Raw genomic sequence first — 21,701 nt, 5'->3', positions numbered from 1 at the left:
CAGGACGCGTACGTCGCGATATCGGCCCAATTGGCCTGACATCGCTGGACACGGGAATGGCCAACCACTCCCGACGCACCTGACACCGACCGTGAGAAGTCGTGTGTGCCGAACGCCGTTTCCGGCAGCCCGGAAACCGACGGTACTACATGAAAAGAATGCTGATTAACGCAACTCAACCCGAAGAGTTGCGTGTTGCACTGGTAGATGGCCAACGCCTCTACGACCTGGACATCGAATCCGGTGCACGCGAGCAGAAAAAGGCCAACATCTACAAAGGCCGTATCACTCGCATCGAACCAAGCCTTGAGGCTGCCTTTGTCGATTTCGGCTCCGAGCGCCACGGCTTCCTGCCCCTCAAAGAAATCTCCCGCGAATACTTCAAGAAAGCTCCTGAAGGCCGCGTCAACATCAAGGACGTCCTGAGCGAAGGCCAGGAAGTCATCGTTCAGGTCGAAAAAGAAGAACGTGGCAACAAGGGCGCTGCCCTGACCACCTTCATCAGCCTGGCCGGTCGTTACCTTGTGCTGATGCCGAACAACCCGCGTGCCGGCGGCATTTCCCGTCGCATCGAAGGCGAAGAGCGCAATGAACTGCGTGAAGCGCTGAACGGCCTGGTTGCACCGGCCGACATGGGTCTGATCGTGCGCACTGCAGGCCTGGGCCGCAGCAGCGAAGAAATGCAGTGGGACCTCGACTACCTGCTGCAACTGTGGACCGCCATCAAAGAAGCCTCGCTGGATCGCTCCGCGCCATTCCTGATCTACCAGGAAAGCAACGTGATCATCCGCGCCATCCGCGACTACCTGCGCCAGGACATCGGCGAAGTGCTGATCGACAGCGTTGAAGCCCAGGACGAAGCCCTGACCTTCATTCGCCAGGTGATGCCGCAGTACGCCAGCAAGATCAAGCTGTACGAAGACAGCGTTCCGCTGTTCAACCGTTTCCAGATCGAAAGCCAGATCGAGACCGCTTTCCAGCGCGTCGTTGAACTGCCTTCCGGTGGCTCCATCGTCATCGATCCGACCGAAGCCCTGGTGTCCATCGACATCAACTCGGCGCGCGCCACCAAAGGCAGCGACATCGAAGAAACCGCCCTGCAGACCAACCTTGAAGCCGCCGAAGAAATCGCCCGTCAGTTGCGCCTGCGCGACATCGGCGGCCTGATCGTCATCGACTTCATCGACATGACGCCTGCCAAGAACCAGCGCGCCGTGGAAGAGAAAGTCCGCGAATGCCTGGAAGCCGACCGCGCCCGCGTGCAGATCGGCCGCATCTCGCGCTTCGGCCTGCTGGAAATGTCCCGTCAGCGCCTGCGTCCATCGCTGGGCGAAAGCAGCGGCATCGTCTGCCCGCGTTGCAACGGTACCGGCATCATCCGCGACGTTGAATCGCTGTCGCTGGCGATCCTGCGCCTGATCGAAGAAGAAGCCCTGAAAGACCGCACTGCCGAAGTGCGCGCCCAGGTGCCGATCCCGGTCGCTGCGTTCCTGCTCAACGAAAAACGCAACTCGATCACCAAGATCGAACTGCGCACCCGTGCCCGTATCGTCATTCTGCCGAACGATCACCTCGAAACTCCGCACTTCGAAGTCCAGCGCCTGCGTGACGACAGCCCGGAAGCCGCGACCAACCAGTCCAGCTACGAAATCGCTGCGGCCGCTGCCGAAGTCGAAGAAGTCCAGCCAGCCGCTGCGACCCGCACCCTGGTTCGCCAGGAAGCTGCGGTCAAGACTGCTCCTGCTCGCGCCAACGCTCCGGTTCCGACCGAAGCGGCCGCGCCTGCTGCTCCGGCACCGGCTCCAGTGGCCGCGCCAGAGCCAAGCCTGTTCAAAGGTCTGGTGAAATCGCTGGTCAGCCTGTTCGCTACCAAAGAAGAGCCAGCCGCTCCGGTCGTGGTTGAAAAACCAGCCACCGAACGTCCGGCCCGTAATGAAGAGCGTCGCAACGGTCGTCAGCAGAGCCGCAACCGTAACGGTCGCCGCGATGAAGAACGCAAGCCGCGCGAAGAGCGTGCACCGCGTGAAGAACGCGCCCCGCGCGAGCCGCGTGAAGAGCGTCAGCCACGTGAGACCCGTGAAGTCCGCGAGCCACGCGAAGCCCGCACCGAAGCGCCAGTCGCCCGCGAAGAGCGCGCACCACGCGCCCCGCGTGAAGAACGCGCACCTCGTGCGCCACGCGAAGACCGCAAGCCACGTGGCGAGCGCGAAGAGCGTGTACGTGAACTGCGCGAGCCACTGGATGCTACCCCGGCCGCTCCAGCCGCTGCCGTTGCCGCGGTAGTTGCCGAAGAGCGTCCGGCTCGTCAGCCACGCGAAGAGCGCGCACCGCGTCCGCCGCGTGAAGAGCGTCAACCGCGCGCCGAACAAGCCGCCGCTGCCGTCGCTGAAGAAGAAGTGATCAGCAACGAAGAGCAACTGCCGGAAGACGGTCAGGACAACGCCGAAGGCGATCGTCCACGTCGTCGTTCCCGTGGTCAGCGTCGTCGCAGCAACCGTCGCGAGCGTCAGCGTGATGCCAACGGCAACGTGATCGAAGGTTCGGAAGAATCCGAGTCCGGCGAAAACGCTGAAGGCCCAAGCACTGCCGAACTGGCTGCCGGCCTGGCCGTGACCGCCGCTGTTGCCAGCAGCGTGATCAGCGCTCCTGCCGAAGCACAAGCGCACGAGCAAGCTGAACGCGCCACTGCTGCTGTTCAGGAAACCGCTCCAGTGGAAGCGCCGGTTGTTGAAGCCAGCACTCCGGTAGAAGTGGTTGCTGCTCCGGAAGTCGAAGTGGCCCCGGTTCAAGAAACCCTGCCTCAGGTAGAACCAGCGCCAGTCGTGGTTGCCGAGCCGGTTGTTGAAACCGTGACCGAAACCGTGCGTGAAGTTCGCGAAGAGCAGACCGCTTTCAACTGGGTTGCCGAACCGGCAGTGACCGAAGCACCAGCTCCTGTGGCTGAAGCTGAAGTTGTGCAGGCAATGGTCTCCGAGCCAGTGGTTGCTGCTGCCGAACCAGCTCCAGCGCCAGTGGTTGAGACGCCTGCGGTTGAAGCACCGGCTGTCGAAGCACCCGTCGTTGCCGAAGTGCCAGCGCCGGTAGTTGAGGCACCGGCTCCGGTCAGCGCTCTGACGCCAAGCGGCCGCGCGCCAAACGATCCACGTGAAGTGCGTCGTCGCAAGCGTGAAGAAGAGCGTCTGCAGAAGGAAGCCGAACTGGCTGCCGCTGCTGCTCCGGCAGTTGAAGTGGTCGAAGTTGCTGCTGCATCCGTTACTGAAGAAGCCGTGGTTGAGTCGGTGATCGCCGAAGCACCGCGCTCCGTTCAGGACGCGGTCGAGCATCACCAAGAGGCCGAGGAAAAAGAACACGAGCCTAAACCGCTCGTCTGATTCCGAAAGCCAATAAAAAGCCCCGCCTGAGCAATCAGGCGGGGCTTTTTTATGCCTCCACTATCCCCTGTAGGAGCGAGCCTGCTCGCGATAGCGGTGGTTCAGATAAATGTGTATCCACTGACACACCGCTATCGCGAGCAGGCTCACTCCTACAGGGAGATCTGAGCAGGGCTCAGGCTTGGGTGAAGGCCAACGCTTCGGGTACATCGATATCCCACAACACCCCGGGATCATCCACCGTCACTTCCACCACTCGCCCCTGCTTGAATAACGGCCTGGCACCGCGATCACCGCTCAACGCCTGCAACCCCGGCCCGAACGAACGTCCAAACCCCACCGGATGCCCAAACTCACCCTCCTGCACTGGCACGCTCACGGTGTCCTCGGCAATCGCCGCCGCTACCCGCTCAATACTCGATGGCAAGATAAACGGCATGTCCCCCAGCACAATCAACCAGCCATCCGCCTCGGGGCAGGCAGCGACGCCCGCAGCAATGCTGTCACCCATCCCGGTCGATTCAATCGAGACCACGTCACAGCCATAAGCCTGCGCCATGCGCATCGCCTGCGGTCGCGCCTCGGTGGTCACCAACATCCGCTTGCCGAGACTGGCTGGCAGATTCACCAATACCTGCTCGATCACCGAACGCACCGCGCCATCGCGCCCGGTGCAATCGGCCAGCAGCTTGTCTTTATCGGCACCGGCAACCTGGCGAAAGCGACTGCCCTCGCCCGCCGCCAGCACAATCACTGCGATGGATCGACTCATGCACCCTCCGCGGCTTTCTTCTGTTTCAACTCGACGCCGTTTTTGATCGCGACGATTTCCGCCAACAATGACAGGGCAATCTCCGCCGGTGAATGACTGCCGATGTGCAAGCCAATCGGCCCGTGCAAGCGGTTGATCGCCTCTGGTGACAAGCCTAGCTGAGCCAGATTGTCCCGGCGCTTCTGGCTGTTGACCCGCGAACCGAGCGCCCCGACATAGAAGGCCGGCGAATCGAGCGCGGTGAGCAACGCCATGTCGTCCAGACGGGGATCGTGGGTCAGCGCGACGATGGCCGTGCGCTCATCTGTCTGAATACTCAACACCGCCTCATCCGGCATGCCCGGGACAAAACGACCGTGGTGCTCTTCCCAACCGTAGACGAATTCGGTGCGCGGATCGCAGATCAGCACTTCGAAATCCAGCAGTCGCGCCATGTCCGCCACGTAACGCGACAACTGCCCTGCGCCGATCAACAGCAGACGCCAGCGCGGGCCATAAATGGCGCGCAAGGTCTTGCCGTCGAATGCCAGGACATCGGATTTGCTCGCCGCCGACAGCAGCACTTCACCGGTCTCGATGTTCAACTCGCGAGCAACAATCTCATGCGCTTCACAACGCGCGAGCAACTCGGCCACCCACGCCGGATCAGCGACCCGCTCTTCAGTCAGGCGCAACGTGCCGCCACAGGGCAAGCCGAACCGCGCGGCCTCCTCCCGGGTGACACCGTAGGTGATCAATTGCACCGGTGGCCCGTCGCTCGCGATGCGCCCGTCGTGCAGGCGGGCGATCAAGTCATCCTCGACACAGCCGCCCGACACCGAACCGATCACCACGCCATCCTCGCGCAACGCCAGCATCGCCCCCGGCGCCCGGGGCGCAGTGCCCCAAGTCTGCACCACGCTGAACAGCACCACCCGCTGCCCGGCGCGGCGCCATTCGAGCACGCTGCGCAGAACGTTGAGATCAGCGCTGTCCATTACGCTTGCGCCTTCTGCCAGCCCTGCAACTGATAACGCACCGGCAAGTTGCGGATACGCTGGCCGGTGGCGGCGAAGATCGCGTTGCACAGTGCCGGGGCAATCGGCGGCACGCCCGGTTCACCGACGCCGCCCAACGGCACGTCGCCCGGCGGCGTCACCAGATGCACGGCGACGTCCTTGGGCGCCAACGACATGCGCGCCACTTCGTACATATGGAAGTTGTCCTGCTGGACCTTGCCATCCTTGAAGCTGATTTCACCCAGCACCGCGTTACCCAGGCCCATCACGCAGGCGCCTTCGAACTGCGAGCGAATGCGCTCGGGGTTGATCTGCGGCCCGCAATCGACGGCGATGTCAGCCTTGTGCACGATCAGCGTGCCGTCGTCCTTGACCTCGACTTCGATCACCGCCGCGACGTAGGTGACGAAGCTGTAGTGCACCGCCAGCCCCAGCCCTCGGCCCTTAGGCAGTTTGCGGCCCCAACCGGCAGCCTTGGCCGCAGTTTCCAGCACCGTGCGCATACGCCCGGTGTCGATCGGATAGCGCTCGGGGGACTCGCCGTAGTTCCACTCCTCGCTCAGCGTGCGCGGGTCGATCTGCCGATCGGGGCCGAGCAACCTGATCTGATACTTCAGCGGATCCACACCGGCCTTGTGCGCCAGTTCATCGACGAAGCTCTGGATCGCGAAGCCATGGGGGATGTTCGACACCGAGCGATACCAGCCGACCCGGGTGTGCACCGTGGCTTCGGGGTTTTCCAGGCGCACGTTGGGTATCGCGTAGGCCATGTTGGTGAAGCCCATGCCCAGCTCGAATGCCGCCTCATGGTTCATGCCCGGGGCGAACAGCGCGGTAATGCTCGGTGCCACCGTGCGGTGCAGCCAGCCGGACGGCATGCCGTCCTTGCCGACAGCGGCCTTCAGGTACTCGGCGGACACGGTGTGGAAATACGAGTTGTGGATGTCGTCTTCGCGCGTCCATTGCACCCGCACCGCTTTGCCCGGGAACTCCTTGGCGAGGATTGCCGCTTCGACGACGAAATCCGGTTTCGATTTGCGGCCGAAACCGCCACCCAGCAGCGTGACGTTGAAGGTGACGTTATCGAACGGCAGTCCCAGGCGCTCGGCGATGCGCTCGCGAGTCACTTGCGGCGCCTGACTCGGCGCCCACGCCTCACACACGCCATTGTTGTAGCGGGCGATGGCAACCATCGGCTCCATCGGCGCCTGGGCCAGATGCGGCAAATAGTAGGACGCTTCGAGGCTGCTGGCGGCGCCGCTCAGGGCCTTGTCGATATCGCCGGTGTTGCGCACCACTTTGCCGGGCTTGCGCGACGCAGCTTCCAGCTCCTGACGATAGGCAATCGAATCGTAGCTGGCATTGGGCCCGTCATCCCATTCGATTTTCAGCGCTGCGCGGCCCTTGATCGCTGCCCAGGTATTACTGGCCACCACCGCCACACCACCCAGCGGCTGGAACTCCGAAGGCAGCGGGCGGCTTTCGATCTGCAGCACTTTAAGCACGCCGGGGACTTTCAGCGCCGCGCTGTCATCCAGCGACTTGATCTTGCCACCGTACACCGCCGGACGGGCGATGGTGGCGTACAGCATGCCGTCAAAATGCACGTCGGCACCGTACACCGCGCGACCGTTGACGATGTCGGCACCGTCGATGGCCTTGGTGCCTTCCTTGCCGATGTAGCGGAATTCCGACGGCTGCTTGAGGCGCAGGCTGTCACTTGCCGGCACCGCCAGCGCACTGGCGGCGGCGGCGAGTTCGCCATAACCCAGTTGGCGGCCGGACGGTTGATGAATGACCTTGTGCAACTGCGCATGGCACTCGCCGGCCGGTACCTGCCACTGCGCGGCGGCGGCCTGTTCCAGCATGGTCCGGGCCGCTGCGCCGCAACGGCGCATGGGTTCATACCAGTGGCGCATGCTGCGCGAACCGTCGGTGTCCTGGTTGCCGAACCGTACTTCATCGCCCGGCGCCTGCTGCACTTTGACTTTGGCCCAATCGGCGTCCAGTTCATCGGCGACCACCATGGTCAAACTGGTGCGCACACCCTGACCCATTTCCGAACGGTTGCAGACCACGGTGACCGTGCCATCCGCTGCAATGCTGACGTAGACCTTCGGATCGTCGATCCAGCCGTTGGGCATGCCGTCAGCGCCGAACTTCTTCGGTGCGTCTTCGGCCAATGCGTCCTGCCAGCCCCAACTCGCGGCCAGTACCAACGCACCGGTGGCACCGACGCCTTTGAGAAAGCCGCGACGGCTGAGATTGCTCAGGGCGAAATCATTCGGCAAGCGGCTCATGCCTTGGCCTCCTTCAAGTGAGTGGAGGCCTGGCGGATCGCGGTCTTGATCCGGTTGTAGGTGCCGCAACGGCAAATGTTGCCGACCATCGCCTCTTCAATCTGCTCGTCGCTCGGATTGGGGTTGGTCTTGAGCAACGCGGTGGCAGACATGATCTGCCCGCCCTGACAGAACCCGCACTGCGCCACGGCGCTGTCGAGCCAGGCCTGCTGTACCACCTGACCAACCGGGTCTGCGTGCAGGTTGTCGATGGTGCTGACGCTCTGCCCGATCACCGAGCCGATCGGCGTGATGCAACTGCGGGCGGGCAAGCCGTCGATATGAATGGTGCAGGCGCCGCACAGGCCCATGCCGCAGCCGAATTTGGTGCCGTTGTAACCGGCGACATCACGAATAGCCCACAACAGCGGCATGTCTTCGGTGACGTCCAGTTGATGGTCCTGGCCGTTGAGTTTCAGGGTAATCATGGGCACGCCCGCATATTCTTGATGGTTATGGGGTCGAGCAATCTGCCGCCAGAGACTGGCGGTGGTTCACGCAGATCGACTCAGGCAAAAAAGCCCTGCTGAGACAGGGCTTTTCAGTTGCAAGCTTCTAGCTACAAGCTTCAAGTAAAAGCAGTCGCTCACTCACGATCTGAAATTGTAGCCTGCAGCTCGAAGCTCAAAGCCCGAAACTGCTTCAATAGCGGTTGGGCTCCATTTCCAGCTCGACATTGAAACGTTCGGCAATATCTTTCTGGATGCGTTGCGCCAGTTCCAGCAATTGCAGGCCGGTGGCCGCGCCGTAGTTGACCAGCACCAGCGCCTGCAACTTATGCACGCCGGCATCGGCCTCGCGAAAACCCTTCCACCCTGCCCGCTCGATCAACCAGCCGGCGGCCAGTTTCATCTGCCCGTCCGGTTGCGCGTAAGCCACCAGATCCGGGTGCTGCGTCTTGATCTGCGCCACCAGCGCCGCCGGTACCAGCGGGTTCTTGAAGAAGCTGCCGGCGTTGCCGAGCACTGCCGGGTCCGGCAGTTTTTCGCTGCGAATGCTGCAGATCGCACGGCTGACATCGCTTGGCGTTGGTTGCTCGATGCCCTGTTCGGTCAGGCGCTGACGCACCGGGCCGTACTCCAGATGCAGATGCGCGACGCGATCGAGCCTGAAGCGCACACGCAGGATCAACCAACGCCCCGGCTGCTGCTTGAACAGGCTGTCACGGTAGGCGAAGTTGCATTCATCCAGGCTGAAGTCGCGCAGCTCGCCCGTCTGGCGATCCAGCGCGGTGAGGCCGGCGAACACATCCTTGATCTCGACGCCGTAGGCACCGATGTTCTGCATTGGCGCAGCGCCCACAGTACCGGGAATCAGGCTGAGGTTTTCCAGGCCCGACAGGCCCTGCGCCAGCGTGTGCTGCACAAACGGATGCCATGGCTCGCCGGCTTCGGCCTCGATCACCACGCGATTACCGTCATCGCTGATCAGCCGAATGCCGCGGGTGGCCATGCGCAGCACCAGCGCCGGGATATCAGCGGTCAGCAGCAGGTTGCTGCCACCACCGATCACCAATAGCGGCACGTCATGGGCAGTCGCATAGGCCAGCGCTTCGCGTACATCGGCGTCGCTGTGGGCCTCGGCAAACAACTGCGCGCGAACGTCCACGCCAAAACTGTTGAACGGCTTCAGCGAAACCTGGGGTTGCAACTGCAAACTCATAACCGGCCCTTCACTTCGATCAACAGTTGGTCGCAGGCTGCCTCAATCAGATCCAGCACCTGCTCGAAGCCCTGATCGCCGTCGTAATACGGATCCGGCACTTCATCGACCACGCCGGCATAACGACGCAGGAACAGGTCCAGCTCGGCCTTGCCGGTAGACGGTTGCAACGCCTTGAGGTTGCGCAGGTTGCTGTTGTCCATCGCCAGAATCAGGTCATAACTGGCGAAATCGGCGCGGCTGACCTGCTGCGCGCGTTGCGCCGACAGGTCATAACCGCGCACTTTGGCCGCCGCCTGGCTGCGCTTGTCCGGCGGGTTGCCGACGTGCCAGTCACCAGTACCGGCCGAAGCCACTTCAACCTGATCCGCCAGCCCGGCATCGCGCAGCTTGTGACGCAACACGCCCTCAGCGGTGGGCGAGCGGCAGATGTTGCCCAGGCACACGAACAGAACGCGCATCAGGCCCCCAGCAGGCGACGAACGCGCTCGAGGTCTTCAACGGTATCGACGCCGGTCGGCGGCGCGATCAACGCGTCAGCCACATGAATCCGCACCCCGTGCCACAGGGCACGCAGTTGTTCGAGGGATTCGGTGTTTTCCAGCCAGCACGGGCCCCAGCTCACGAAGTCCTGGAGGAACCCGGCGCGATAGGCATAAATGCCGATGTGACGACGGTACGGCACGCCTTCAGGCAATTGCTCGCGGCTCTTGGCGAAGGCATCGCGCGCCCATGGCAAGGTCGCACGGCTGAAAGTCAGTGCCAGACCGTTGAGGTCGCTGACGACCTTGACCACGTTCGGGTTGAACAGGGTCTCCACGTCTTCGATCGGCTCGGCCAGTGTGGCCATGCGCGCTTCGGTGTGGGCCGCAAGGTTGGCAGCGACCTGATCGATCACGCTCGGCGGGATCAACGGCTCATCGCCTTGCACGTTGACTACGATCGCGTCAGGCGCAAGACCCAGTTTCGCCGCAACTTCGGCCAGACGATCAGTCCCGGAATTATGGTCTTCACGGGTCAGCACCACTTCAGCGCCGAAACCCTTGCACGCCTCGACAATGCGCGCATCGTCAGTCGCCACCACCACACGGCTGGCGCTGCTTTTGCGCGCCTGCTCCCAGACGTGCTGGATCATCGGCTTGCCGGCGATGTCCAGCAGCGGTTTGCCCGGCAGGCGGGTCGAGGCGTAGCGCGACGGGATGACAACGGTGAAGGCAGTGGTCATTTATCCAGACGCTCGTCGGTGGTCAGGGTGCGCGCTTCGCTTTCGAGCATCACCGGGATGCCGTCGCGGATCGGATAGGCCAGACCTGCGCCCTTGCTGATCAGTTCGGTCTTGTCGGCGCTGAGCTTGAGCGGGCCTTTGCAGATCGGGCACGCGAGGATGTCGAGCAATTTGGTGTCCATGAACATTCCCTGGATAAAGAGTTAAGGCAAAAGACGATCAGGCAACAGGCGCATCAACTGGGTGTCGAACCAGGCCACGAAGGCCGGTGACGGCACGGCGTCGACCGCCAGATACCACCAGTCGTCAGCAGCAAAGGCAAGGCACTTCACCGCGTCCTTTTCGGTCATCACCAATGGCAATGACGGTGTGAAATTCAACGCCTGCACGCTGTATTCGGCGTGGTCGGCAAACGCATGGGGGATTGCCCGCCAGTCTAGCGCTTCGAGGGTCTTGAAGAAACGTTGCGGATTGCCGATCCCGGCGACCGCGTGCACAGCTTGACCAGGCGCAAAATGATCGAGCGACTTGCGCTCGCCGCTGCGCAGGTTGACCAGCGCGGTCGGTTGCAAGCGAAATGCGAAGCCGTCATCGCGGTCTGCCGTGGCGCCGTTGAACAGCACACCGTCGACGCTTTGCAGGCGCTCGATGGGCTCGCGCAATGGCCCGGCAGGCAGGCAGCGTTTGTTACCGAGGCCACGGGCGGCATCGATCAGCACCAGTTCCAGATCCCGGGCCAGACGGTAATGCTGCATACCATCGTCGGAGAGGATCAGGTCCAGCGGTTCACTGGCAAGCAGGGCTCTGACGGCGGCGCTGCGATCAGGATCGATCATCAACGGCACGCCGGTGCGCTGCACGATCAGTAGCGGCTCGTCGCCAGCGATGTCGGCGCCTTGATCGGCCTCGACCCGCCACGGCCATTGCGGCGGTTTGGCACCGTAGCCACGGCTGACCACACCAACGCGCAAGCCGCTGCGCCGGCAGTGCTCGATCAGCCACAGAATCATCGGCGTCTTGCCGGTGCCGCCGACGGTGATGTTGCCGACCACGATCAGCGGCACCGGCGGCTGATAGATCTGGCCTTCGCCGTCGAGAAAGCGCTGGCGCTTGTTGACCACCACACGGCGGTAGAGCATTTCCAGCGGCCGCAGCAGCGTCAGGGCCGGGTGCCCCTGATACCACGCGGCGAGCAAACGATCGGACAGGCTCATCAGGATTTGGGCGCCGCCTCGACCGTGGTCATGCGCAGATGGCTGAAACCGAGCTTGCCGGCCGCGTCCATGGCAGTGATCACCGATTGGTGCTGAGTCTTGCCATCGGCGCTGATCGACAACGGCATGTTGGTGTCACCGTTGGCTTCTTTCTGCATGGCTTCCATCAGCGTCGCCAGATCGTTCTTCGGCAGAATCCTGTTGTTCACCGAAAACACACCTTCGGCGCTGATCGCGACATCCAGCTGCTTGAGCTGCTGGTCTTCGGCGGGCGAACCGCTGACCGATTCCGGCAGATCGACGCGCAACTGGGTCTCGCGAGTGAAGGTGGTGGTCACCACGAAAAACAGCAGCAGGATGAACACCACGTCAATCAACGACGCGAGGTTGATGTCTATCGTTTCCCGGGGTTTGCGACGGAATTTCACGCTTTTTCCCCGGCCAGATCGACGTCACGGTCGCCCTGCACCACTTCGACCAGTTTGATCGCTTCCTGCTCCATGCCCACCACAAGCTCATCGATGCGGCGCTGTAGGAAACGGTGGAAGAACACCGACGGAATACCGACCATCAGGCCCGCTGCGGTGGTGATCAACGCCTTGGAAATACCGCCGGCCAATACCGACGCGTTGGTGGTCATGCCGGAACCGGTGAAGGCGCTGAAAATATCGATCATGCCCAGTACCGTACCCAACAGCCCCAGCAACGGCGACATGGCGGCGATGGTGCCCAGCGCGTTGACGTAGCGTTCGAGCTCGTGGATCACCCGCGCGGCGGCTTCTTCGATGCATTCCTTCATGATCTCGCGACCATGCTTGGAGTTGGCCAGGCCCGCCGCGAGGATTTCACCCAGCGGCGAATTGGCGCGCAATTCCTTGAGTTTCTCTTTGTTGAGCTGCTTGTCCTTGATCCAGACCCAGACCTGGCCCAGCAGATGCTCGGGGGTGACGCGACTGGCGCGCAGGGTCCACAGGCGCTCGGCGACAATCGCCATGGCCGCGATGGAACTCAGAATGATCGGCAACATCATCCAGCCGCCGGATTTGACCAATTCCCACACAGTGACAGTCCCCTCGAAAAAGTGCGCCACTTTACCATACCGGTTCGCGATTAAGACCCGCTGCCCCGACGACCGTGATGCCGCAAGCGTGCCTGCGCCGATCAACGGGGCAACGCGGGCGGGTCGCGCCAGAAGCGCCGCTGCTGACGCATTGTCCATGGCGCGCTGAAGCTCCCCAGTTGCAGATGAATGGCGCCATGTTCGGCGCTGTCATAAACGCGCAGTTGCTGCTTGCGATAACGCGCGAGCACGGTGGGATGCGGGTGGCCGAACGAATTGCCCTGCCCCCGGGAGATCAGCACCGCTTCAGGTTGCAGGGTTTTGAGCAACGCCATGGACGACGAACTGCGGCTGCCATGATGCGGTGCCTGCAGCCATTGCGTGGGGACGGCTAACGGGCTGTCGAGCAGGACGCGTTCGGCGTGGGCATCAATATCGCCGGTGAGCAGCAGACGCTCGCCATTGGCCTCGATCTGCAACACACAGGAACGCTGGTTGCTGTCGTGGGCGGCCGACCATTGCCAAAGCTGAAAGCGCACGCCGTCCCACTGCCATTGCCGGCCACTGTCGCACGCAGCGGCGTTCAGCTCGACAGGCAAGCCTGGCGGATCGCCACTGATCACCTGAATGACCGGCAACCGGCGCGCCACCGCCAAAGCGCCGCCGGCATGATCAGCATCGGCATGGCTGAGCAACATCATGTCCAGATGTTCGACGCCAAGCTTGCGCAGTGCCGGCAACACCACTCGTTCACCGATATCGAAATCGCCGAAACGCGGCCCGGCGTCGTACAGCACGGCGTGATGACGGGTGCGGATCAGAATCGCCAGGCCTTGGCCGACATCAAGCTGCCAGATATCGGCCACGCCCTCGGGCAAACGCTCACGCGGCGGCACCACCAGCATCAAGAGTAACGGCCAGCCCAGCGGCCGCATCGGCACCCCGCGCGGCAACAGCAACAACAGCGTGCCGAGGCTGCCCAGCGCCCAGACCCACCACGATACAGCGGCTGGAACCCACGCTGGCCATTGCCCGGCAATCAGCGCTAGGCCGCGAAACAGCGCATCAAGCAGACCGCCCGCCAGCCACAACAGGCCTTCGCCGACATAGGGCACCGGCAGCAGCGCAGTACCGAGCAGTGCTGGCGGCAACACGACGAAACTGACCCACGGCACCGCCAGCAAGTTCGCCAACGGCCCGCTGAGGCTGATCGGCAGGTTCAGCGCCAGCAACACCGGGCACAGGCCGATCGCAATCAGCCATTGTGCGCGGGTCCAGGTCTGCCACCAGCGCCACGCGCCGAGGCGGCTGCCGAAAGTGAAGATCAGCACCGCCACCGCCGCAAAAGATAACCAGAAACCCGGGCGCAGGCTGGCCAACGGATCAAGCAACAGCACCGCATTGAATGCCAGCAACAGCGGCCACCACGTGCCGAGATGGCGAAAACGCAGACGCCATAGCAATACCAGGCCGACCATCACACAGGCCCGTTGCACCGGCACCTCAAACCCGGCCAGCAATCCGTAACCCAATGCCGCCGCAAACGCCAGACCACAGGCCCAGGGCAGCCATGGCCAGCGCAGCGGCCACACCCCATAACGCGCGAGCCCCGCGACCAGCAGATACATCACCGCCGCCAGCAATCCGATGTGCTGGCCGGAAATCACCAGCAAATGCACGGTGCCGGTGTCCTGCAGGATCTGCCAATCCTCGCGGCTGAGCCCGGAACCGTCGCCGAGCACCAGCGCCGCCAATGCACCGGCCCGACCCTGAGCGTCTACCTCAAGCAAGCGTTGACGAATGCTGTCGCGCCACGCCCCACTGGCCTCGGCAAGGCGCTGACCGTCCTTGATCGTACCGGTTGCGCCGATGCGTTGCGCCAGCAGCCAGGCCTCGTAATCGAAGGCGTCAGGATTGAGCAAACCGCCGGGGCGCTTGAGCTTCACCGCCAGACGCCAGCGCTCGCCGCTGTTGACCGGCGGCCCGGCGTACCACGCCAGACGCATCAACGACGGCAGCGTCTCGCGCCGCGAGCGGGCCTCGGCCAACTCGAAACGCACCACACCGTCGCCGGACTGTGGCAACCCCACCACCCGCCCTTCGATCCAGCGTGTTTCGCCATCGAGCGGTTGCGGCAACCGATCATTCAGCGCCCACTGCGCGCTGACACAGGCCCAAGTGAAACCGAACAGAAAAAATGCCAACGGATAGCTGCGAAACGGCAGCAACATCAGCCCCACCACGGGCAACAACATCAGCAACCCGACCGGCGGTAAAACCGGTAAAAAAACCACCACCAGCAGACCGGCTGCCAGCGCCATCATCCCTGTGCGCATACGCCCGTCCTTGAGAGTTACTCCTTAGGCGTAGCCGGTGCGAAGCCTGCTCGTCGTCAACAATTGTCACAAAGTCTGAATGGGCGCTTCGTAGAATCCAGACATACTTGACGCCTTAACCGACCGAGAAGCCTTATGCCCCGGCGCTTATTCAAACGTTACATGCCCGATCCGACGAGCATCAGGGAACACAAATCCTTACGCTTTCTCGGCAAGTTGCTGCATGACCCGAACCTCTGGCACCTCAATCGTCACTCGGTGGCCCGGGCGATGGCCGTTGGCTTGTTCGCCGCGTTCCTGCCGATTCCGGCGCAAATGCTGGTGGCGGCCGCACTGGCGATTACCGTGCGCGGCAACATGCCGATTGCCGTGAGCCTGGTGTGGCTGACCAACCCGATCACCATGCCGGCGGTGTTTTTCTGCACGTATCAGGCCGGGGCCTGGTTGATGGACGTGCCCGCCCGCACCCTGCCCGACTCGTTGACCTGGGAATGGATCAGCGGCGAACTGTCGACGTTGTGGCAACCGTTTTTGCTGGGGTCGGTGGTGTGTGGCCTGGTCCTTGGCGCCCTCGCCTACTTTGCAGTGATGCTGTACTGGCGCTGGTGGGTGGCCCGGCAATGGGCGCGGCGCAAGAAAAACCGCAAGGCATGAATGCAAAACGGCCTCCGCAAGGGAGGCCGTTTTATTGGGGTGTCTGGATGGGTCCCATCGCGAGCAGGCTCACTCCAGCAGAGGAACGCATTCCAATGCAGGAGTGAGCCTGCTCGCGATGGCAGTAATGCGGTCTGGAATCAGGTCCGCATCCCGCGCCCGCTCACCAGCAACCGCGCACAACCGAGATATAGCACGACAGTCGCCACCAGCATGAAGGTGATCGCGATGCCGATCTTGATATCCGACACGCCAAGAATGCCGTAACGGAATGCGTTGACCATGTGCAGCACCGGGTTGGCCAGCGACACGGTCTGCCAGAACGGCGGCAGCAAGGTAATCGAGTAGAACACCCCACCGAGGTAGGTCAGCGGCGTCAGCACAAACGTCGGGATGATCGAAATATCATCGAAGTTGCGCGCAAACACCGCGTTGATGAAGCCCAGCAGCGAGAAGATCGTCGCAGTCAGAATCACCACCAGCAAGGTCACGCCGAGATGGTGTACCTGCAGGTGCGTGAAGAACAGCGACAAAATGGTCACGATGACCCCGACCATCAAGCCGCGCAGCACGCCGCCGATGGTGTAGCCGATCAGGATCGTGTGCGGTGACACCGGCGAAACCATCAGCTCTTCGATGGAGCGCTGGAACTTGCTGCCGAAGAAGCTCGACACCACGTTGCCGTAGGAGTTGGTGATCACCGACATCATGATCAGCCCCGGCACGATGTACTCCATGTAGGTGAAACCACCCATGTCGCCGATCTGTCGGCCGATCAGGTTACCGAAGATCACGAAATACAGAACCATGGTGATCGCCGGCGGCAGCAGGGTCTGCGGCCAGATCCGGGTAAAGCGCCGGACTTCGCGGTAAACGATGGTATTGAGGGCGACCAGGTTGGGCCGGAACTCGGAACTCATACCGCCACCTTCGACAGATTTTTCTCCACCAGGGACACGAACAGCTCCTCGAGGCGATTGGTTTTGTTGCGCAGGCTCAGCACTTCGATGTGCTGCTGCGCCAACTGGGTGAACAACGCGGTGATGCCCATGGATTTGTCGACCTGGACTTCCAGGGTATGGCTGTCGAGCAAGCGAGCCGGATAGCCGAGCAATTGTGGCGCGGCGTTCAAGTCGTTTTTCAGGTCCAGCAGGAAGGTTTCGACGTGCAGTTGGCCCAGCAGTTGTTTCATGCTGGTGTTCTCGACGATGGTGCCATGGTCGATGATGCCGATGTTGCGGCACAACTGCTCAGCCTCTTCCAGATAGTGCGTGGTGAGGATGATGGTGATGCCTTTCTGGTTCAGCTCGGTGAGGAACGTCCACATCGAGCGACGCAGTTCGATGTCGACCCCGGCGGTCGGTTCATCGAGGATCAACAGGCGCGGCTCATGCACCAGCGCGCGGGCAATCATCAGGCGCCGCTTCATGCCGCCGGACAGCGACCGCGACGGCACGTCGCGCTTGTCCCACAAGCCGAGCTGGGTCAGGTACTGCTCGGCGCGCTCCTTGGCGATCTTCGCCGGGATGCCGTAGTAACCCGCCTGGGTCACGACGATGTCGAAGGTTTTTTCGAACTGGTTGAAGTTGAATTCCTGAGGCACGACGCCGATCGAGCGCTTGAGCGCCGCCGGGTTCTTGTCCAGGTCATGGCCGAAGATATTCACCGTGCCACTGGTCTTGTTGACCAGGGTCGAAAGAATGCCGATGGTCGTGGATTTGCCGGCACCGTTGGGGCCGAGCAAGGCGAAGAAGTCACCCTCGGCGACGTCCAGATCGATACCACTCAAGGCCTGGAACCCGTTGCCGTAGGTTTTGGTTAGCTGCCGGATGGACAGAGCGGAACTCATATCTGATTTTCGCACCAAGAAGGGAAGAAAAGGAAAGGTCAGGCCGGGCGGCGAACAAAACAACCACGGCGCATGAGCGCAATGGTGCTTGCCGCCGCCACACAAGTACAGTCAAGTGTGTCGATAGTTATTATCAAGTCAACGCGGTCATGACCGCTTTCTGATAGGCCGCACGCTGCTTCAAACGTGCGTACCAGGCCTCCAGGTGCGGCTGCGAGGCGCGCTCGATCGGCATCTCGAACCAGGCATAAATGAAACTGCCGAGGGGGATATCGCCCATGCCGATTTCGTTTCCGGACAAATACGACTGGCCGGCAAGGGCTTGATCGGCCATGGCCAACAGCGCCGTGCACTCCTTGATCGCAGCGTTGATTGCCGGCCAGTCCTGCTGGTCTGCCGGCGTACGCAGCACGCCCCAGAACACGGTGCGGAACGGCCCGGCGAAACTCGAGGTGGTCCAGTCCATCCATTTGTCAGCGATCGCCCGGGCTTGTGGATCTGCCGGGTACCACGCGCTGTTCGGCGCATGCCTGGCCAGCAGGTAACGCACGATGGCGTTGGATTCCCACAGCACGAAACCGTCATCTTCGATCACCGGCACTCGGCCGTTCGGATTCATCGCCCGATATTCAGGCGTATCAACCACCCCGAAGGCGCCACCGGCATCAATCGCCTCGTAGGCCAGGCCAAGTTCCTCGGCGGCCCACAGTGGCTTCCTGACATTCGATGAGTTTTTCCGTCCCCAGATCTTCAGCATGACCGCCTCTTTTCAAATGCGTGGGCGAGCAGCATACGCCGGATCAGACACGGCTCAAATCACTCTGCATATCGCCCAGGGTCTTGGCCTGTTGTTCGCCGAACAGATGCGGGTAGCACTTTTCCAAGTGTTCGAAGAAGAAGGTTTCCGGCACATCGCTGAACTGCCCGTGATCAACCAGATACTCCATCAAATGCGCGCCATCGCGGTTGTACGGGTGAAAAACGCTGTCGTTGATCCCATCGAACTCCAGCGGCGCGACGTTGAACAATTCGCACAGTTGCTGGTTGAAGGCCGGCGTGGCCTTGACCCAGCGATCGTTAAGGAACAGCTCGGTGTAGCCGTGCATGGCGAACACGTCACTGCGCAGCAATTGCAGCAGACGCGGGGTCGACAGGTGATTCCTGACATCAGCCAGACCGATTCGCGCGGGAATGCCGCAATGCCGCGCGCACCCGGCCAGCAACGTGGCCTTGGGCACGCAATAGCTCTCCCCGGTTGCCAAGGCGTAGCTGCCACACAGGGTTTGCGGGTCGAGGCTGAAGGTATACGGGTTGTAGCGCACCGCTTCGCGCACGGCGTAATAAAGACTGATCGCCTGCGCGAGCGGGTCGCGGCTGACCCCACGGTGCTGTTCGGCGAACTCCACCACCGCCGGGTGGTCACTATCGATGAAGCGGCCGGGGCTCAGATACTCGCGCATGACGATTTTCTCCTGGGTGAGCCCCGAGTCTAGCGACAGCTCAAGCACACAGATAACGACGTTTCGGCCAAACATGCACGCAAAGACGCGGGAATAGCGAACGATTTCCCACGGGTGTTGCCCACCGAACCTACAAAAGTCATCCAGGGTTTCCCACGAGTTCAATCACCTTGTTCTGACCACCCCGTTTTACAGATGCCGTCTAAGCTCTGGAGGGTCGGTTTGCCTTGGTTCACGGAGGATTACATATGCTGTTGTTGTGGATACTGGTTCTGATCGTCGGTGTGGCGTACCTCGCCCATCGCCGCATCGCCCCGCTGCCCGCGTTGGGTATCGTCGCCATTTACCTTCTGGCGATGGGCATTTTCAGCCGCGCCCCGGGCTGGTTGCTGCTGGTGTTCTGGGTCGTGCTTGCGCTGGTTGCGGCGCCGTTGCTGTTGCCTGACCTGCGCCGCAAACACTTCACTGCGCCGCTGTTCAACTGGTTCCAGAAAACCCTGCCGCCGATGTCGCAGACCGAACGCGACGCCATTGATGCCGGCACGGTGTGGTGGGACGGTGAACTGTTCAGCGGCCGTCCGGACTGGGACAAGCTGCTGTCTTATCCCAAGGCGCAGTTGAGCGAGGAAGAACAGGCGTTCATCGACGGCCCGACCGAAGAGCTCTGCGCGATGGTCACCGACTGGCATATCGGTCAGTCGATGGACCTGCCGCCCGAAGCCTGGAGCCACATCAAGGAGCACGGCTTCTTCGCCCTGATCATTCCCAAGGAATTCGGCGGCAAGGGCTTTTCCGCCTATGCCCACTCGCAAGTGGCGATGAAGCTCGCCACCCGCAGCGGCGACCTCGCCTCGACGGTGATGGTACCGAACTCCCTCGGCCCGGCCGAACTGCTGCTGCATTACGGCACCGATGAACAACGCAATCACTACCTGCCGCGACTGGCCCGTGGCGACGACATTCCGTGCTTCGCCCTCACCGGCCCGCTGGCCGGCTCCGACGCCGGCGCGATGCCCGACACCGGGATCATCTGCAAGGGCGAATGGGAAGGTCAGGAAGTCCTCGGCCTTCGCCTGAACTGGGAAAAACGCTATATCACCCTGGGTCCGGTGGCCACCCTGCTCGGACTCGCCTTCAAGGCTTATGATCCGGATCACCTGCTGGGCGACAAGGACGACCTGGGGATCAGTCTGGCGCTGATCCCCACCGACACGCCGGGCGTGGAGATCGGCCGCCGTCACCTGCCGCTGGGCGCCGCGTTCATGAACGGCCCGAACTCGGGTAAAGACGTATTCATCCCGCTGGACTTCCTCATCGGTGGCCAGGAAATGCTCGGCAAGGGCTGGATGATGCTGATGAATTGCCTGTCGGTCGGGCGCTCGATTTCGCTGCCGGCCGTCGGCACCGGCGCGGCCAAGTTCACCAGTCTGGTGACCGGTCAGTACGCGCAGATTCGTGAACAGTTCAACGTACCGCTGTCGGCCTTCGAAGGCATTCAGGAGGCCATGGCGCGCATCGGCGGCAACGCCTGGATGATGGACGCGGCGCGCATGCTCACCGCCAACGCCGTGGATCTGGGCGAAAAACCGTCAGTACTGTCGGCGATCCTCAAGTACCACCTGACCGAACGCGGCCGCGAATGCATCAGCCACGCCATGGACGTGCACGGCGGCAAGGCCATCATCATGGGCCCGAACAACTATCTGGGGCGTAGCTGGAACGGTGCTCCGATCTTCATCACCGTGGAAGGCGCGAACATCCTCTCGCGCAACCTGATGATCTTCGGTCAGGGCGCCATTCGCTGCCATCCGTTCGTCCTCAAGGAAATGGCCCTCGCCGGGCGCGAGGACAAGGAACAGGCACTGAAAGAGTTCGACGGCCTGCTGCTCAAGCACATCGGTTTCGCCGTGGGCAACGCCGCCAGCACCCTGGTGCTGAACCTGGGTTTCGGCCACTTCGAGCATGCACCCGGGGACAAGATCAGTCAGGGCTACTTCCGCGCGCTCAACCGCCAGGCGGCGGCATTCGCCATGCTGGCCGACTTCAGCATGATGTTGCTGGGCGGCGAGCTGAAACGCCGTGAACGCTTGTCGGCGCGTCTGGGCGATGTGTTGAGCAACCTGTATCTGGCCTCCGCCGCGCTCAAGCGTTATCACGATCTGGATTCGCCGGCGCACATGGAACCGCTGTTCCGCTGGGCCATGGAAGAAAGCCTCGGCCAGTCGGAGCGAGCACTGGACGAGTTGCTGAGCAACTTCCCGAACCGGGTGTTCGGCGGTCTGTTGCGAGTGATCGTGTTCCCGTTCGGTCGCCGCCACAAAGGGCCGTCGGACAAGCTCGGCGCCGAAGTGGCCGCGGTGATCGGCCGGGCCAAAGGCGATCCAACCCTTGAAGAGCTGCTCGCCGGCTGCTATCGCCCGCAGTCCGCCGACGATGCCGTCGGTGCCCTGCAACATGCCAGCGATCTGCTGAACGCCGCCCAACCGCTGCACAAGAAACTGCACACTTCGCTCAAGAGTGGTCAGGTCAAACCGGTGGCGGGCGAACACGCGATCGATGCCGCGCTGGAGGCCGGGGTGTTGCAAGCGGTGGAAGCGCAGACCCTGCGCGATGCCGAAGCGGCACGACGCAAGGTGATCGACGTCGATGACTTCGACAAGGAGGAGTTGAAACAGGCAGAGGGCAAAGTCCGCTGATCCTGACAACCATGTCCAAGCGAGCGCAGGAGCTTTATACTCCCGCGCCCGTTTTGCTCTTGAGG

Annotated in this window: 19 protein-coding genes; 3 read left to right on the top strand and 16 right to left on the bottom strand. The window is 62.3% G+C overall.

What is annotated here, in order from left to right:
- The first annotated feature begins 149 nt into the window (after nucleotides 1-149).
- On the top strand, nucleotides 150-3,371 hold the full coding sequence (rne, locus tag U862_RS0125595; protein ID WP_025113007.1) for a ribonuclease E: 3,222 nt from the start codon (nucleotides 150-152) through the stop codon (nucleotides 3,369-3,371).
- Between the two features lie 175 nt (nucleotides 3,372-3,546).
- On the opposite strand, the gene U862_RS0125590 is transcribed toward rne, so the two are convergent.
- The 12 genes from U862_RS0125590 to U862_RS0125535 all read right to left on the bottom strand — a co-directional run bounded on the left by U862_RS0125590 (nucleotide 3,547) and on the right by U862_RS0125535 (nucleotide 14,977).
- Nucleotides 3,547-4,143, bottom strand: a complete 597-nt coding sequence (locus U862_RS0125590; protein WP_025113006.1) for a nucleotidyltransferase family protein — start codon at nucleotides 4,141-4,143, stop codon at nucleotides 3,547-3,549.
- Nucleotides 4,140-5,120: an XdhC family protein gene (locus tag U862_RS0125585; protein WP_025113005.1), complete on the bottom strand. Its 981-nt coding sequence runs from the start codon at nucleotides 5,118-5,120 to the stop codon at nucleotides 4,140-4,142. Before U862_RS0125585 ends, U862_RS0125590 begins: the two co-directional genes overlap by 4 nt.
- Entirely contained in the window at nucleotides 5,120-7,441 is a 2,322-nt protein-coding gene (locus U862_RS0125580) for a xanthine dehydrogenase family protein molybdopterin-binding subunit (RefSeq protein WP_025113004.1), read from the bottom strand. Before U862_RS0125580 ends, U862_RS0125585 begins: the two co-directional genes overlap by 1 nt.
- Nucleotides 7,438-7,908 (bottom strand): (2Fe-2S)-binding protein, encoded by a 471-nt coding sequence (locus U862_RS0125575; RefSeq protein WP_025113003.1) that lies wholly within the window; start codon nucleotides 7,906-7,908, stop codon nucleotides 7,438-7,440. Before U862_RS0125575 ends, U862_RS0125580 begins: the two co-directional genes overlap by 4 nt.
- Nucleotides 7,909-8,122: 214 nt before the next feature.
- Complete coding sequence (gene murB, locus U862_RS0125570) at nucleotides 8,123-9,142, bottom strand: UDP-N-acetylmuramate dehydrogenase (RefSeq protein WP_025113002.1); 1,020 nt, start codon at nucleotides 9,140-9,142, stop codon at nucleotides 8,123-8,125.
- On the bottom strand, nucleotides 9,139-9,603 hold the full coding sequence (locus tag U862_RS0125565) for a low molecular weight protein-tyrosine-phosphatase (protein WP_025113001.1): 465 nt from the start codon (nucleotides 9,601-9,603) through the stop codon (nucleotides 9,139-9,141). Before U862_RS0125565 ends, murB begins: the two co-directional genes overlap by 4 nt.
- Nucleotides 9,603-10,367 (bottom strand): 3-deoxy-manno-octulosonate cytidylyltransferase, encoded by a 765-nt coding sequence (gene kdsB / locus U862_RS0125560; RefSeq protein ID WP_025113000.1) that lies wholly within the window; start codon nucleotides 10,365-10,367, stop codon nucleotides 9,603-9,605. The genes U862_RS0125565 and kdsB overlap by 1 nt, the downstream gene beginning before the upstream one ends.
- Nucleotides 10,364-10,549 (bottom strand): Trm112 family protein, encoded by a 186-nt coding sequence (locus tag U862_RS0125555; protein ID WP_003174668.1) that lies wholly within the window; start codon nucleotides 10,547-10,549, stop codon nucleotides 10,364-10,366. Before U862_RS0125555 ends, kdsB begins: the two co-directional genes overlap by 4 nt.
- 21 nt (nucleotides 10,550-10,570) lie before the next feature.
- Nucleotides 10,571-11,581, bottom strand: coding sequence for a tetraacyldisaccharide 4'-kinase (gene lpxK, locus U862_RS0125550; RefSeq protein ID WP_025112999.1), 1,011 nt, complete (start codon nucleotides 11,579-11,581; stop codon nucleotides 10,571-10,573).
- Nucleotides 11,581-12,009, bottom strand: coding sequence for a biopolymer transporter ExbD (locus U862_RS0125545; RefSeq protein WP_025112998.1), 429 nt, complete (start codon nucleotides 12,007-12,009; stop codon nucleotides 11,581-11,583). The genes lpxK and U862_RS0125545 overlap by 1 nt, the downstream gene beginning before the upstream one ends.
- Entirely contained in the window at nucleotides 12,006-12,641 is a 636-nt protein-coding gene (locus U862_RS0125540; RefSeq protein WP_025112997.1) for a MotA/TolQ/ExbB proton channel family protein, read from the bottom strand. The genes U862_RS0125545 and U862_RS0125540 overlap by 4 nt, the downstream gene beginning before the upstream one ends.
- Before the next feature lie 101 nt (nucleotides 12,642-12,742).
- The gene (locus U862_RS0125535; RefSeq protein ID WP_025112996.1) at nucleotides 12,743-14,977 is read right to left on the bottom strand and encodes a DNA internalization-related competence protein ComEC/Rec2; all 2,235 of its coding nucleotides are present in this window, start codon (nucleotides 14,975-14,977) and stop codon (nucleotides 12,743-12,745) included.
- A 135-nt stretch (nucleotides 14,978-15,112) separates the two neighbouring features.
- On the opposite strand from U862_RS0125535, the gene U862_RS0125530 reads away from it, so the two are divergent.
- A complete protein-coding gene (locus U862_RS0125530) occupies nucleotides 15,113-15,631 on the top strand; it encodes a DUF2062 domain-containing protein (protein WP_025112995.1) in 519 nt (172 codons plus the stop codon).
- Between the two features lie 140 nt (nucleotides 15,632-15,771).
- On the opposite strand, the gene U862_RS0125525 is transcribed toward U862_RS0125530, so the two are convergent.
- The 4 genes from U862_RS0125525 to U862_RS0125510 form a co-directional block, all read right to left on the bottom strand.
- Complete coding sequence (locus U862_RS0125525; protein ID WP_025112994.1) at nucleotides 15,772-16,551, bottom strand: ABC transporter permease; 780 nt, start codon at nucleotides 16,549-16,551, stop codon at nucleotides 15,772-15,774.
- Nucleotides 16,548-17,480 (bottom strand): ABC transporter ATP-binding protein, encoded by a 933-nt coding sequence (locus U862_RS0125520; RefSeq protein WP_025112993.1) that lies wholly within the window; start codon nucleotides 17,478-17,480, stop codon nucleotides 16,548-16,550. Before U862_RS0125520 ends, U862_RS0125525 begins: the two co-directional genes overlap by 4 nt.
- Nucleotides 17,481-17,613: 133 nt before the next feature.
- Complete coding sequence (locus U862_RS0125515) at nucleotides 17,614-18,237, bottom strand: glutathione S-transferase family protein (protein ID WP_025112992.1); 624 nt, start codon at nucleotides 18,235-18,237, stop codon at nucleotides 17,614-17,616.
- Between the two features lie 43 nt (nucleotides 18,238-18,280).
- The gene (locus U862_RS0125510; protein ID WP_025112991.1) at nucleotides 18,281-18,940 is read right to left on the bottom strand and encodes a transglutaminase family protein; all 660 of its coding nucleotides are present in this window, start codon (nucleotides 18,938-18,940) and stop codon (nucleotides 18,281-18,283) included.
- Nucleotides 18,941-19,188: 248 nt separating this feature from the next.
- On the opposite strand from U862_RS0125510, the gene U862_RS0125505 reads away from it, so the two are divergent.
- Nucleotides 19,189-21,636 carry an acyl-CoA dehydrogenase gene (locus tag U862_RS0125505; RefSeq protein ID WP_025112990.1) on the top strand — a complete coding sequence of 816 codons (2,448 nt, stop codon included), beginning with the start codon at nucleotides 19,189-19,191 and terminating at the stop codon, nucleotides 21,634-21,636.
- Nucleotides 21,637-21,701: the final 65 nt, after the last annotated feature.

Source organism: Pseudomonas sp. H1h (genome assembly GCF_000633255.1).
Lineage (GTDB): Bacteria > Pseudomonadota > Gammaproteobacteria > Pseudomonadales > Pseudomonadaceae > Aquipseudomonas.
The sequence above is the reverse complement of the archived record's forward strand: the minus strand, read 5'-3'. Positions and strand labels throughout refer to the sequence as shown.

Excerpts from the sequence above, each read along its gene's own strand:
- rne (WP_025113007.1), top strand. The coding sequence starts at position 150 with ATGAAAAGAATGCTGATTAACGCAACTCAACCCGAAGAGTTGCGTGTT.
- U862_RS0125590 (WP_025113006.1), bottom strand. The coding sequence starts at position 4,143 with ATGAGTCGATCCATCGCAGTGATTGTGCTGGCGGCGGGCGAGGGCAGT.
- U862_RS0125585 (WP_025113005.1), bottom strand. The coding sequence starts at position 5,120 with ATGGACAGCGCTGATCTCAACGTTCTGCGCAGCGTGCTCGAATGGCGC.
- U862_RS0125580 (WP_025113004.1), bottom strand. The coding sequence starts at position 7,441 with ATGAGCCGCTTGCCGAATGATTTCGCCCTGAGCAATCTCAGCCGTCGC.
- U862_RS0125575 (WP_025113003.1), bottom strand. The coding sequence starts at position 7,908 with ATGATTACCCTGAAACTCAACGGCCAGGACCATCAACTGGACGTCACC.
- murB (WP_025113002.1), bottom strand. The coding sequence starts at position 9,142 with ATGAGTTTGCAGTTGCAACCCCAGGTTTCGCTGAAGCCGTTCAACAGT.
- U862_RS0125565 (WP_025113001.1), bottom strand. The coding sequence starts at position 9,603 with ATGCGCGTTCTGTTCGTGTGCCTGGGCAACATCTGCCGCTCGCCCACC.
- kdsB (WP_025113000.1), bottom strand. The coding sequence starts at position 10,367 with ATGACCACTGCCTTCACCGTTGTCATCCCGTCGCGCTACGCCTCGACC.
- U862_RS0125555 (WP_003174668.1), bottom strand. The coding sequence starts at position 10,549 with ATGGACACCAAATTGCTCGACATCCTCGCGTGCCCGATCTGCAAAGGC.
- lpxK (WP_025112999.1), bottom strand. The coding sequence starts at position 11,581 with ATGAGCCTGTCCGATCGTTTGCTCGCCGCGTGGTATCAGGGGCACCCG.
- U862_RS0125535 (WP_025112996.1), bottom strand. The coding sequence starts at position 14,977 with ATGCGCACAGGGATGATGGCGCTGGCAGCCGGTCTGCTGGTGGTGGTT.
- U862_RS0125530 (WP_025112995.1), top strand. The coding sequence starts at position 15,113 with ATGCCCCGGCGCTTATTCAAACGTTACATGCCCGATCCGACGAGCATC.
- U862_RS0125525 (WP_025112994.1), bottom strand. The coding sequence starts at position 16,551 with ATGAGTTCCGAGTTCCGGCCCAACCTGGTCGCCCTCAATACCATCGTT.
- U862_RS0125520 (WP_025112993.1), bottom strand. The coding sequence starts at position 17,480 with ATGAGTTCCGCTCTGTCCATCCGGCAGCTAACCAAAACCTACGGCAAC.
- U862_RS0125515 (WP_025112992.1), bottom strand. The coding sequence starts at position 18,237 with ATGCTGAAGATCTGGGGACGGAAAAACTCATCGAATGTCAGGAAGCCA.
- U862_RS0125510 (WP_025112991.1), bottom strand. The coding sequence starts at position 18,940 with ATGCGCGAGTATCTGAGCCCCGGCCGCTTCATCGATAGTGACCACCCG.
- U862_RS0125505 (WP_025112990.1), top strand. The coding sequence starts at position 19,189 with ATGCTGTTGTTGTGGATACTGGTTCTGATCGTCGGTGTGGCGTACCTC.